At 72.6% G+C, this 13,152-nt stretch carries 10 protein-coding genes; 3 read left to right on the forward strand and 7 right to left on the reverse strand.

Annotated elements, in window-relative coordinates; all coding sequences use genetic code 11:
- A partial coding sequence (locus NS331_RS09690; RefSeq protein WP_275936451.1) for a chemotaxis protein CheB occupies positions 1-576 on the forward strand: 576 nt, incomplete at its 5' end.
- 93 nt (positions 577-669) lie between these two features.
- Positions 670-1,941 carry an EAL and HDOD domain-containing protein gene (locus tag NS331_RS09695; protein WP_058641799.1) on the forward strand — a complete coding sequence of 424 codons (1,272 nt, stop codon included), beginning with the start codon at positions 670-672 and terminating at the stop codon, positions 1,939-1,941.
- Between the two features lie 13 nt (positions 1,942-1,954).
- Here NS331_RS09695 and NS331_RS09700 read toward each other — a convergent pair whose 3' ends face one another.
- From NS331_RS09700 to NS331_RS09730, 7 genes are all read right to left on the reverse strand, one after another.
- A complete protein-coding gene (locus NS331_RS09700; protein ID WP_058641800.1) occupies positions 1,955-3,067 on the reverse strand; it encodes a catalase family protein in 1,113 nt (370 codons plus the stop codon).
- Positions 3,057-5,438, reverse strand: coding sequence for an FdhF/YdeP family oxidoreductase (locus NS331_RS09705; RefSeq protein WP_082702369.1), 2,382 nt, complete (start codon positions 5,436-5,438; stop codon positions 3,057-3,059). The genes NS331_RS09700 and NS331_RS09705 overlap by 11 nt, the downstream gene beginning before the upstream one ends.
- A 120-nt stretch (positions 5,439-5,558) precedes the next feature.
- Positions 5,559-6,863, reverse strand: coding sequence for an MFS transporter (locus NS331_RS09710; protein WP_242873709.1), 1,305 nt, complete (start codon positions 6,861-6,863; stop codon positions 5,559-5,561).
- 29 nt (positions 6,864-6,892) lie between these two features.
- Entirely contained in the window at positions 6,893-7,435 is a 543-nt protein-coding gene (locus NS331_RS09715) for a hypothetical protein (RefSeq protein ID WP_058641802.1), read from the reverse strand.
- Between the two features lie 88 nt (positions 7,436-7,523).
- Positions 7,524-8,384, reverse strand: coding sequence for a hypothetical protein (locus tag NS331_RS09720; RefSeq protein ID WP_242873710.1), 861 nt, complete (start codon positions 8,382-8,384; stop codon positions 7,524-7,526).
- A gap of 152 nt (positions 8,385-8,536) precedes the next feature.
- Positions 8,537-9,898, reverse strand: coding sequence for a sigma-54-dependent transcriptional regulator (locus NS331_RS09725; RefSeq protein ID WP_058641803.1), 1,362 nt, complete (start codon positions 9,896-9,898; stop codon positions 8,537-8,539).
- Entirely contained in the window at positions 9,883-11,331 is a 1,449-nt protein-coding gene (locus tag NS331_RS09730) for a sensor histidine kinase (RefSeq protein ID WP_058641804.1), read from the reverse strand. The genes NS331_RS09725 and NS331_RS09730 overlap by 16 nt, the downstream gene beginning before the upstream one ends.
- 130 nt (positions 11,332-11,461) lie before the next feature.
- On the opposite strand from NS331_RS09730, the gene NS331_RS09735 reads away from it, so the two are divergent.
- Positions 11,462-13,135 (forward strand): glycosyltransferase family 39 protein, encoded by a 1,674-nt coding sequence (locus tag NS331_RS09735; RefSeq protein ID WP_058641805.1) that lies wholly within the window; start codon positions 11,462-11,464, stop codon positions 13,133-13,135.
- The last annotated feature ends 17 nt before the right edge of the window (positions 13,136-13,152 follow it).

A 13,152-nucleotide genomic window follows, 5' to 3' on the forward strand; every position in this document is an offset into this window, starting at 1 on the left:
GCCATGGCGCAGACCACCGAGCGCGTGGTGGCCATCGGCACCTCCACCGGCGGCACGCAGGCGCTGGAAGAGGTGCTCACGGCCCTGCCGCGGGTGTGCCCGGGCATGGTGATCGTGCAGCACATGCCGGAGAAGTTCACGGCGGCCTTCGCGGCGCGGCTGAACGGGCTGTGCCGCATCGAGGTGAAGGAGGCGGAGACGAACGACCGGGTGATGCCCGGCCGCGCGCTGATCGCGCCCGGGGGCAAGCACATGCTGCTGCGCCGCAGCGGCGCGCAGTACCACGTGGAGGTGGTGGACGGGCCGCTGGTCAACCGCCACCGGCCGTCAGTGGACGTGCTGTTCCGCTCGGTGGCCAAGGCCGCGGGCGGCAATGCGCAGGGAATCATCATGACGGGCATGGGCGACGACGGCGCTGCCGGCCTGCTGGAGATGCGCAACGCGGGCGCGCGCACCCTGGCGCAGGACGAGGAGAGCTGCGTGGTCTTCGGCATGCCCAAAGAAGCCATCAAACGCGGCGCCGTCGAGCGCACCCTGCCGCTCGCGGCCATCTGGCGCGAGATCGCCACGGCCTGACGCGCCGCCCCGGCCAACCCCTTCAACCGACCAGGGAGCGAGCCGCGCACCCGCAGCGGACCGCAACCGACGCCCCGAACCCTCCGTTGGCCCATGTACCCCGACACCCAGCAACCCCTGTTCCTCGGCCGGCAGCCGATCCTGGACCGCGAGCGCCGGCTCTGCGCCTACGAGCTGCTCTTCCGCTCCGACGCGTCCGGTGCCGCGCACGTGACCGACGGCGCGCAGGCCACGGCCACCGTCATGGTCAACGCCTTCGCCGAACTGGGCATGACGCATGTGCTGGACGACTGCGACGCCTACATCAACGTGGACCAGGGCTTCCTGTTCAGCGACCTGATCGAGCTGCTGCCGCGGCCCGGTGCCGTGATCGAGATCCTCGAATCGGTGCCGCCCACGCCCGCCGTCGTCGAGCGCTGCCGGGCGCTGCGGGCCATGGGCTACACGCTCGCACTGGACGACGTGGTCGCCATGGACGCGCGCACCGTCGCACTGCTGCCGCTGGTGCGCGTCGTCAAGGTGGACGTGATGGCCGTCAACGGCCCGCCACTGGCGCGGCTGGTCGCGGACCTGCGCCGGCAGGCGCCGCAGGTGCGCCTGCTGGCGGAAAAGGTGGAGACCCAGGCCGACTACGACCACTGCATGGCGCTGGGCTTCGCCTTGTTCCAGGGCTACCACTTCGCCCGGCCCAGCACGCTGGTCGGCCGCCGGCTGGGCCATTCGCAGCGCACGCTGCTGCGCCTGATGACGCAGCTGTGCACCGACGCCTCCAGCCGCGACCTGGAAGAGACGCTCAAGACCGAACCGGGCCTGACCGTGAACCTGCTGCGCATGGCGAATTCGGCCGGCTCCAGCGCCAGCACCACGGTCACCTCGCTGGGCGACGTGATCCACGTGCTGGGGCGGCGCTACCTGCAGCGCTGGGTGCAGCTGCTGCTGTTCTGCAGCGGCGGGGGCGGTGCTCACCTCGATCCGCTGCTGATGCTGGCGGCCACCCGCGGCCGGCTCATGGAGATCACCGTCAACCTCCATCGCCCGCGCGATGCGGCCATGGCGGACGGCGCCTTCATGGCGGGCATGATGTCCTTGATGCCGGCGCTGCTGGGCATGCCGATGGAGCAGGTCCTGCCCACGCTGGGGCTCGCGCCGGCCATCGACTCCGCATTGCGCAAGCGCGATGGCCCCATCGGCCATCTTCTGCGGCTGGCCACCGCGAGCGAAGAAGAGGGCGTGCCGGACCTCGGCGCGGCGCTGCTGGCCAACGACTGGGTCTGCCCCGTTCTCTTCAGCCGGGCGCAGTCGGAAGCGCTGGCCTGGGCCCATTCGCTGAGCCGGCGTGCGCTCGGCGGGGCCATGGAAACGTGAACGCCCGTCCTGGTCAGTCGGGCAGCGCGTCCAGCGTCGTGGGTTGCGCCACCGACGTCCGGTTGCCCCGCTCCCGGTAGGCCGCCGCCGTGGTGTAGGCAATGCGCCGCACCCGCATGATCGAGCCCAGCGGCCGGTGTGCCGCCAGGCCGTGCCAGGGCGAGAAGGCCATGCCGTCGTCGATGGCCTTCACGCGTGCCGGGCTCCAGGCATTCTGCGGGCCGGCCATGACCCGGGCCACGGTGACGTAGGGGCTCAGGTCCTCCGGCCATTCGACGGTCGCATCCTCGATGGGCATGCGGTCGAGGTCGGTGCACAGCTGCACCTGCAGTTCCCAGGTGCCGCCCTGCGCGCGGAAATGCGCGACCACCGATTCGCGGATCGCATCGGGACGGTCCGGATCGGCCAGCGGCTGGTCCTTGAGGGCCAGCAGCTCGGGCGACACCGGCACCAGACGCAGCTTGGCCATGTAGGGACCGTAGAGCATGGGCACCTGCGTGAAGAAGGTCTCGCCCAGCAGCTGCGTCATCGGATGGGCGCCCATCGACTTGAGCGCGCCGCTTTCGCCGCCCACGGCCTCGATGGCCTTCTCCACGCCCCGCAGGGCGGCGGAAAGCAGCTCCTTGGCCTTGGGCGCGCGGTCCGTGGTGGCGGCCAGCAGCTTGAGGTTGGACAGGAACTTCTTCGCATTCGGTGTCCGGAACACCGGCCCGTTGACCATCACGAAGTCCTGCGTCGCCTCGCCCTCGGAGCCTTCCAGGCGCTCGCCCGGCACGCCCACCAGCTTGAGCGCCACGCCGCGCGGCGTGGACACCTTGTCGCTCAGCAGGTCGCCCGGCGGCGTCGACAGGCGCATGACGGCCGGGTAGCGGCCGGGCCGGGCGAACAGGCCCTGGGCGTAATCGGGCGGCAAGGCGTCCAGCACTTCCACGTCGGCCCGCAGCAGGCCGTGCGACTTGGCATGCACGCTGCGGTAGGCGTGGCCCTCGTCACGGTGCACCTTCTGCGCGATCCGGATCATGGTTTCGCCCAGCTCGCGGGCGACCTGCAGTTCGTCGTCCTCCGTCTGCTCGAACTCGGGGCGGTAGCGCAGCGGCGCGGTGGCGGTGTGGCTCTCATCGGGCATCGTGGGCGGGCTCCTGGGGTGCGGTTGCGGTTGGGGTTTCGGGATGGATGGAGACCGGCACCGACTTGTAGGCCGGCACGTGGCTGCCCTCCGCGTGGTGCCACAGCGGCACCAGCGGATTGCATTCGGGGTAGTAGCCCGCGACGCAGCCTTCGGGAATGTCGTAGGCCCGCACGGTCATGCCGCGCACCACGCGGTCCACGCCGTCGTGCGCCGTCGTGCGCACCGCCACGCGCTGGCCGGGCTGCAGGCCGTGGCGGGCGATGTCCCGCTCGTGCATGAAGAGCACGTCGCGCGTGCCGCTCACGCCGCGGAAACGGTCGTCCAGGCTGTAGATGGTGGTGTTGAACTGGTCGTCACTGCGCACCGTCATCAGCCGCAGGGTCTGGGGCGGATGGGCCGGCGCGTCCGGGTCGGCCACCAGGCCCGTCGGCGCGATGAAGCAGGCCTTGCCCTGGGGCGTCTTCCAGTCGCGCTCGCGGGCTGCGTTGGGTTTGGCGAAGCCGCCCGGCTGCACGAAGCGTGCTTCGAAGTCGTGGAAGATCTCCGGATAGCTCACGGCAATGGCCGCGCGCACCTGCGCATAGTCGCCGCGCCACTGCGCCCAGGGCACCTGTGCGTCGGTGCCGACCACCGCCTCGGCCAGGGCCGTGACGATGGCCAGCTCGGAGCGCAGGCGCTCGTCCGCCGGCTCGGCCACGCCCTGCGAGGCATGGATGAAGCCGGTGGAATCCTCCATCGACAGCTTCTGCTCCTTGCCCTGCTGGCGGTCGATCTCGATGCGACCCAGGCAGGGCAGCAGCCAGCATTCCTGGCCCGGCACCACGTGCGTGTGGTTGAGCTTGGTGGCGATGTGCACGGTCAGCGGCAGCCCGGCCCAGGCGGCCTCCAGCCGCGTGCTGTCGGGCCAGGCACGCAGCAGGTTGCCGCCCAGGCACAGCATGGCGCGCACGCTGCCGTCCAGCACGCCCTCGCAGCTGGCGACCGTGTCACGGCCCTTGTCGCGCGGTGGCGCGAAGGCGTACTGCGCGGCCAGCTTGTCCAGCGGCGCCAGTTCGGGCTTCTCGGTGATGCCGACGGTGCGCTGCCCCTGCACGTTGGAATGGCCGCGCACCGGGCAGATGCCCGCGCCCGGCCGGCCGATGTGGCCGCCCATCAGCAGCAGATTGCACAGCATCTGCACGTTCTTCACGCCTTGCCGGTGCTGCGTCAGGCCCATGCCGTAGACGCCGATGACCGCCTTGGCGCCGGCGATCACGCCGGCCACACGCTCCAGCTGGCTGCGCGCCAGGCCGGACTCGCACTCGATCTCGTCCCACGACTGGCGCGACACCCAGTCCGCGAAGTCGTCGAAGCCGTGGGTGTGCGTGGCGATGAAGCCGCGGTCCAGCCCCTCGCCGCCCGCAGCCGCCGTGGCGAGCATGGCCTTGCACACACCGGTCAGCGCCGCCAGGTCGCCGCCCACCTTGACCTGCAGGTACTGCGTGGAGACGGTGGTCGACGCCGGCGTCAGCATCTGCAGCGGCGACTGCGGGTCGACGAAGCGCACCAGCCCCGATTCGCGCAGCGGGTTGAAGCTGATGATGGGCACGCCGCGGTCGCGCGCGTCCTTGACCTGGTGCAGCATGCGCGGGCTGTTCACGCCCGGGTTCTGGCCCACGAAGAGGATGCAGTCGGCCTGCGCGAAGTCCTCCAGGTGCACGGTGCCGATGGGCACGCCGATCGACTCCGGCAGCGCCACCGAGGTGCTCTCGTGGCACATGTTGGAGCTGTCGGGCAGGTTGTTGTTGCCGTAGACCCGCGCCAGAAGCTGCCAGGCGTAGCTGGTTTCCAGCGATGCGCGGCCCGAGGCATAGAACACGGCGGAGGTCGGGTCCTCGGCCCGCAGCGCGCGCAGGCGCCGAGCGATGCCGGCGATGGCCTCGTCCCACGTCGCTTCCACGTAGCGGTCGGTGGCAGGGTCGTAGCGCAGCGGCGCCACCAGCCGGCCGCCGGCCTCCAGGTCATGGTCCGACCAGCCGCGCAGTTCGCTCACCGTGTGCGCGCCGAAGAACTCGGGCGTGAGGCGGCGCGACGTCAGCTCCCAGGCCGTGGCCTTGGCGCCGTTCTCGCAGAATTCCGCCACGCGCGGTTCGGCCGGCTTGGCCCAGGCGCAGCTGACGCAGGCGAAGCCCTCCGTCTTGTTCTGCTTGAGCAAGGCGCGGGTGACCAGGGCGGGGCTGCCTTCTTCGATGGCATAGCGGGCGACGGCCTTGAGCGACTGCCAGCCGCCGGCGGCCATGGGCTCCGGTGCATCGTGGGCGTCGGGGGTAGCAGTGGAACGGCGTGCGCCGGCGTCGGCGTCATCGGTGTGGGGGTGCAGGCCAGACATCGACCGATGGTCGCTGCAAATGCCCCTGCGCTGCGTCGTCATCGGCGCGCCTGCGCCGTAGGCGGAGAACGGAGGGCGGCGGGCGGGCGCGCGAAGCCCTGCAATCCGGTCAGCCGGCGGTCAGGCTGTGGTGGGTGTTGCGTCCGCCCCGTGAGGGTCGCGCGCATCGGCGCGCTGCGCCCACATGAACACCGGCAGCGCCATCACGGCAAAGCCCGCCAGCACGGCGAATGCCAGGCCGAAGTGGCCGTCGCGGCCCACCACCGCATTGGCCACGCCCGCGCTCAGCGCCGCGCCGACGCCCTGCAGCGTCAGCACCATGCCCAGCGCCAGGTTGTAGCGGCCGGTGCCGCGCGCATAGCGCTCCACCATCAGCGGCGTCGCTACCCCCAAAGCGCCGGCGGCGATGCCGTCCAGCACCTGCACCGGCAGATTAGCCCACACGCTCGGAAAGGCCCAGGCCAGCAGACCGCGCACCGGCAGGATCAGGATGGCAAGGTAGACGAAGGCCGACAGGTCCCAGCGCCTGCTGCGCGACACCCACAGCGCCACCGGCACCATGGTCAGCTGCGCCACCACGATGGCAATGCCGGTCCACAGCAGCGGCGCGGCATCGGGCTGGGTGGCGGCCAGCCGCTGGTTGAGCAGCGGCAGCATGGCGGCATTGCCCAGGTGGAAGAGGGCGCAGGTCAGCGCGAAAAGCCACAGCGCGCGGTGGCGCAGCAACTCGCCGAAACCTTCGGGCGACTGTGCGGCGTGCACGTCCGCCGCAGAAGGCGCCGCCAGGTCGGCGCCGCGGGCGGCCACGTGGTCGATGTCCTGCGGCCGGATGGCGGCCACGCACAGCAGGGCGCCAACGGACATGGCCAGCATCACCGCCATCATCCAGGGCGCGCCGAAAGCATGGGCGACCACACCGGCGCCGAGGGCCGACACGATGTTGCCGGCATGGCTCCAGGCCTCGTTGCGGCCGGTCTGGTGCCGCAGGCCATCGCGCCGCGCCAGGCCCAGCGTCAGGCCGGCCAGCGCCGCCAGCAGCACCGCGCCCGCGCCGCCCGCCACCGCCTGCGAGGCGACCAGCAGCACGGGCGAGCGCGTCGTGAATGCCGCCGCGCTGCCCAGCAGCACCAGCACCACGGCCGCCACCAGCAGCGTGCGCTTGCGCGTGCTGCGGTCCACCCACGCGCCGGCCAGCGGCGTCATCAGCACGGCCGCCAAGCCGCCGGCCGTGAGCGTCAGGCCGATCAGGTTCTGCGCCACCTGCTGGCTCTGCAGGTAGGTGGCCAGGAAGGGGCCGAGGCCATCGCGCACGTCGGCCAGGAAGAAGGCCATCCAGGCCAGCGCGGTCAGCGATCCGGCGGTGGCGGCCGTGCGGCCGGTCGAGGGCGCTGCGGCGGGCAGCGGCATGGCGAGCGTGTTGGACATCATCCCCTCCCTGTGTCGGAAGCGCTGCGTCAGTGCTTGCCGGGCAGCGGATGCCCGTTGACGGTCTCGGCCTCGATCACCCGGCCGCGGCCGCCGGCCAGAGGATGCGACGGCCCGTCGGCCTCCACCGCATCGCCCACCTTCAGCTTCAGGTGCGCGAAGCCTTCGGGCTTGAGGTGCACGAAGTCGCCGCTGTCCAGCACCACGCCGTTGGGTGCGCCGTGCTTGGCATGGTTGACGCGCACCACGCGGCCCTTGGCGGGGCCATCGTGCTCAGCCCCGGCGACCGGCTTGCCGCCGGCTTCGCTCAGGCGATGGAAGTCGTAGACCACGTGCTCGCCGTCGCCCTTGGGCGAAGCCGGCCGCAGGCTGCCTTCCACCGTCAGGCGGGTGCCGGGCGCGATGCCGTCGAAGGCCTGGGCCGCCGTCTCGTCGTGCTTGTCGAACACGAACTGGGTCGGCACGCCGTCGGTCTCGATCAGCACGCCCTCGTAGCCGCCGCGCGGGCTGTATACGAGGTGCAGGAAGCGGCCTTCGACCGCATAGACGTCGATCATTTCTTCATGGGGCATGGTGAATCCTTTTTGGGTGTTTTTTGATTGGAGGCGGCTGCCTGCGGCCGCCCGGGGAGGATGTAGACGAGGCCGCGAGGCATTCAGGTCAGACGGGGCGACGCGGTGCACCCGGGCGCGGCAGATCGACCGGGCCCGACACGGGGCCGGCCAGCACGTCCTGCAGCGACTGCGGCGTGGCGCCCAGGCGCGTGGCCTCCAGCGCGGTGCCCAGGTTGCTGCGGGTGCCCCAGCCCTGGACGTAGAGCGGCGCGCCCGGCTGCAGCAGGCCGGCGATCATGCGGCCGACGTGGGGCGGGAAGCGCACCACCGTGCCGTCTTCCAGCAGCACGCCGTTGGTGTCGCCGCGGCCGGTGGTCAGCACGCGGGCGATGCGGCCACCGGCGTTCATGGCGGCCAGTGCACCCATGGCCCGGGGGGCCGGCGGCACGGCGCCGGGATTGGGCGGCGTGTCGACCACGGCGCGGCCCTTGGCGGCGATCTGCTGGGCCTGCATGGCCTGGCCGTCGCCGGCGCGCCAGCCGGTCACCTCCACCCGGTCGCCCGCCTGGACGAGGGCCGTCAGGTCGGCGGACAGGTGGGGCGGGAAGTTCACCTGCGTGCCGTTGTCCAGCAGCAGGCCGTCGGCCTCGCCGTTGGGGTTGATCAGCCAGCGCGCCAGCGTGCCGGACACGCTGGCCTGGGCCATGGGCACCGGCTGCGGCGGCATCGGGGCGGCCATGGGCGCCGGCATCGCCGCAGCGGGGCCGGCGGCGATCACCGGGCCCGCGGCGGCGGGACCGCGCGGCGGCACGGGCCGGGCCTGCGGGCGGGGCGCCGCGTCGGTCATCGGGAACACGGCGGGCGCGGGCGCGCCGGGCTGCACGGCGGGTTGGGCGGCGGCGATGCCGGCGGCGGCCACGAGGCCGGCGGCGAGGCTGGCGCGGAGGGAAAAGCGGAAGGCGGTCATGCGGTTCTCCTGTTGACGGATGCCTTGACCGTTCCAAGAGGCGTGCCAGGCGCCTTTTCCTTCTGCATCAACGACTTGCGCTTTCGCCTCGGCGCCCGCCTGGCCGGCGTGCAGACAGCGGCTGTCCGCAAAGCCGACAGTCCGCGCCGGCGCTAATCCAGCCCGTACTGCGCCAGCTTGGCGTAGAGCAGCTGGCGGTGGATGCCCAACTGACGGGCCGCCGACGAGCGGTTGCCAGCCGACGCGGCAAGCGCATGCCGGAGCAGGAGCTTCTCGAGCCGGCTCACCGCCTCTGGCAGCGTCGCGTCGAACCAGTCGGCCGGCAGGCCGCCGGCCGCGCCATCCGCAGCCGCCGTGCCCCCACCGGCGCCGGGCAGGTCCACATGCGCGATCACCGCGCCGCGCTGCAGCGCCTGGCAGCGCTCCATCACGTTGCGCAGTTCCCGCACGTTGCCGGGCCAGTCGTGGGCCAGCAGCTCGCGCGCCGCCTCGGCCGACAGCCGCTTGGCGGGGCCCGGCTGCGCGGCCTGCCGCAGGAAGTGCTCGGCCAGCGGCACGATGTCGGCCAGCCGCTCGCGCAGCGGCGGCAGATGGATGGCCAGGACGTCGAGCCGGTAGCGCAGGTCTTCGCGGAAGCGCCCGTCGCGCACGGCCTGCGCCAGGTCGCGGTGGGTGGCGGCGACCACGCGCACGTCCACCCTCTGCGCGCGGTGGCTGCCCAGCGGCGTGACCTCGCCCTCCTGCAGGACGCGCAGAAGCTTGGCCTGCACCTCCAGCGCCATGTCGCCGATCTCGTCCAGCAGCAGCACGCCGCCGTTCGCGGCCTTGAAGCAGCCGGCCCGGTCGGCCGTTGCGCCGGTGAAGGCGCCCTTCACGTGGCCGAAGAGCTCGCTCTCCAGCAGGTCCTTGGGGATCGCGGCGCAGTTGACCGCCACGAAGGGCCCGCCCGCCCGGTCCGAATGGCGGTGCAGGGCGCGCGCCACCAGTTCCTTGCCGGTGCCGGTCTCGCCGATCACCAGCACCGGCGCCCGGCTGCCGGCGGCCAGCCCGATGCGCTTGTGCACTTCGCGCATGGCATCGCTCACGCCGATCAGCTCGCCTTCGTCAGCAGGTTCGGGCTGGGGCGTGGGCGCCGCGGCGGCGGGCGTGGCGCTGGCCAGGGCGCGCCGCACAGCATCGGCCACGGCATCGCGGCTCACCGGCTTGGTCAGGTGGTCGAAGGCGCCCAGGCGCATGGCTTCGATGGTGCCGGCGCTGCCGGCATAGGCCGTGAGCACGATCACGGGCGGCAGACGCGCCAGCCGGGCCTGCATGGCGGCCAGGGTCTGCAGGCCGTCCATGCCGCCGGGCATGCGGTGGTCCAGGAACACCAGGGCGAAGCGGTGGGCGCCCAGCATGGCCAGGCCCTCGGCGCCGCTCGCGGCCCGGCGCACGGCGTGGCCCAGGCTCTCGAGCGTCTCGCCCAGCGAATCGGCAAAGGCCGCGTCGTCGTCGACGATCAACACGTCTGCCATGGCATCTCCAGAATGAAACGGGCGCCGGGCCGGGCCGCCTCGTGGCGCAGCTCGCCGCCGTGGGCAATGGCCACCTCGCGCGACAGGGCCAGGCCCAGGCCGGTACCGTCGGCCCGGCCGGTGCCGAAGGGTTCGAACAGGCGGGTGCGCACGGCTTCCGGCACGCCGTCGCCGTCGTCGCTGACGCTCAGCGCGAGCAGGGCCTGCGCCGCGTCGCCGCGCGCCGCGAGCGTCACGGTGCCGCCGGGACTGGGGGCGTGGCGGATGGCGTTGTCCAGCAGGTTGTCGATGGCGCGGGCCATGTGCAGCGGGTCGAACACCGCGCAGGCGGGCGCACCGGACGCCAGCACCAGGCGCACCTGCCGCGCCGCCGCCGCGGCCTCGGCCCCGGCGAGCCGCTCGTCCAGCCAGGCGGGCAGTTCGACCGGGCGCGGCTTCAGGTCCAGCGGCTGCACCAGCGCCAGCAGGCTCTGCACCACGGCATCGAGCCGGTCGATCTGCCCGACGATGCTGCTCAGGGCCCGGGCCTGCGCGGCACCGTCGCCGGCCATGGCGTTCTCGGCCTTCAGGCGCATGGCGGCAATGGGGTTGCGGATCTCGTGCGCCACGGCCGAGCTCATGCGGCCCAGGGCCGCCAGCCGCATATCGCGGCTGCGCTGGGCGCGTGCGGCGCGGGCGGTTTCGCGCGCCTCCTCGAAGCGGGCGGCGAAGCCGTTGTAGCTGGCGACGATGCGGTCCAGCTCCTTCAGGCCGGTGCGCGGCAGCACGGGCATGGCGTCGTCCGGGGCGGCGGCCAGGGCGTTCTCGAGCCGGCGCACGCGCGCCTGGCCGCGGTAGAGCAGCAACCCCAGCCACAGGCCCGAGCACACGATGGCCGCGACCAGGGCCGCGATGCCGGCACGCAGGCTGCCCTCGGCCGCCACCGCGCCCAGCTGCGTGCGGGTCATGGTCCAGGCCGCGGCCTGGCCGGCGCCCAGCGGGCAGGCCGCGACGATGAGCAGCTCGCGGCTGCCGCGCACCTGCTGCGCCTGCATGCGGCCCGTGTCCACGGCCTGGCTGGCCAGTTGCTCCAGCAGCGGGCGCTCGGCGGGCGGCACGTCGGTCTTGGCGCCGGCGCCTTCGTAGGTGGGATAGGCGTAGGCGACCATGCTGCCGGGGGCGGTCCACACGCCGCCTTCCACATAGGGCGCCTCGGTCAGCACCAACTGCAGCAGCACCCGCGCAAGATCCACCCGCAGCCCGGCACCCGGCGGGGCGGACTGGGCATAGCGCTGCGCCATCTGCTCGCAGGCCTGCTCCACCCGCACGCGGCCGGCCTTCATCTGCATCGCCGGGCTGAGCCGGTACAGCCCCAGCATCATCACGCCCAGCAGCAGGAAGACGGCCAGAAGCAGCGCCCAGAACACGGCAAGTTGCAGACGCAGCGATCTCATGGAGGGGCAGACGGGCGCTCGGCGAAAAAGGGCGCCAGTATCCTGGAGGCCTACGCACCCTGCGAATGGCCCTACGCCCTCCAGGCCCGTCAGACGGCGGGAGGGTGCGCCGTCGTACAAACCGCCGCCCATGCACCTGTTCCTGACCCAGCCCGCCACCGCCCGCCCTGCTGCACGGGGCCTTGCCCTGCCGGTGCTCGTGCCGCTGGTGCTGGCGGCACTGGTGCTGCTGTGGGCGCTGCCGCCCGTGTTCTTCTACCAGTCGCCGCCCTGGGACAACGTGGAAGAACTCTTCTGGGCCCAGCGCTTCCAGTTAGGCTACTACAAGCATCCGCCGCTGCCGACCTGGATCATGGGCGTGCTCGTGCGCTTGGCCGGTCCGCAGCCGTGGATCACCTACCTGGCCGGCGTGGCCTGCGGCGCCGGCGCCCTGTACCTGCTGTGGCGCTGGGCGCGCGAATGCCTGCCGCCGCAGCGCGCCGTGCTGGCCGTGGTGCTGGCCTCGCTGGCGGCCTACCACCTGCAGCGCACCACCATCTTCAACCACAACACCGTGCAGTTGCTGCCGCTGGCGGGCTACTGGTGGATGCTGTGGCGCGCGTTCTGCCGCCCCGATGCGCGCACGCGCGACTGGGTGGGCCTGGGCGTGTTCGCCGGCCTGGCGCTGCTCACCAAATACAGCGCCGTCGTGCAGTTCGCGGTGGCCGGGCTGCTCCTGATGCAGGACGGACGCTGGCGCGAGGCCCGCATCTGGCGCGGCCTGGCCCTGGCCGCGGCCGTGGGCCTGGCGGTCGCATCGCCGCACCTGTGGTGGGCCCTGACGCATTCGGACCAGGCCCTCAGCTATGCCGCCGCCTCCGTCCAGGGCCACGGCCACCGTCATCACCGGGTGCTGCAGCTGCGACAACAGCTGGGCATGCAGGTGGGGCGACTGCTGCCGATGCTGGTCGTGGTGGCGTTGGCCTGGCTGTTGCGGCCGCGAGGGCAGGGGAGGGCGGCGGCGTCCGATGCGGGCTCTGGCTCTGGCTCTGGCTCTGGCTCTGGCTCTGGCTCTGGCTCTGCAAGCCTGCCTTCATCCACCCGCCTGACGCAAGGTGGTGGTGGTGCGGTCAGCGCCATCGACCGGCGCTTCCTGGCGTTTGCCGGTTTCGGCCCGCTGGTGCTGGTGCTCGCCGGCCTGACGCTCACCGGCACCAAGGCGCACGGCCACTGGTTCACCACCTTTTTCCTGGCGCTGCCCCTGTGGCTGGCCGCCGTGGTCCCGGGGCTGGAGGCCGAACGCTGGAGCCGCCGGCGCTGGCAGGGGCTGCTGGGCGCGGCGGCGATCTTCCACGTGGCCGGCTCGCTCGGCACCGCCTGGGCCGAGGGGCGGGGGGTGGAGCGCCATGGCCACATCACGCGCGGCAGCCTGCCGTCGGCCCAGGTGGCCGAGCGCATCGACGCCATCTGGCAGGCCCACGTGCCCGACCGCCCGCTCCCCATGGTGGTCGGCGACACATGGTTTGCGGGTGCCGCCGTACTGCACCTGAACCCCTCCGTCCAGCTGTGGATCGACGGCGAGGACCGCACCTCGCCCTGGATCGCGCCGGGCGCCTGGGCACGGGATGGCGGCATGGTCGTCGTCCTCGATACCCGGCCCTTCCAGTCCGAGGGACCGCTGCTCGAGGCGCGACTCGCCGAAACCGACTGCCGCGGCAGTTTCACGCTGCCGTGGAGCGGCCGGCCGGGCAGCCGGGACGTGGTGGTGCGCTGGGGAGTGCGGCTGCCAGCGGAGCAGGCGCGGCAGCCCCGCGATTGCCAATAGGCTTCGACGCCACGCAA

Source organism: Pseudacidovorax intermedius (assembly GCF_001476815.1).
Classification (GTDB): Bacteria; Pseudomonadota; Gammaproteobacteria; order Burkholderiales; family Burkholderiaceae_C; genus Xenophilus; species Xenophilus intermedius_A.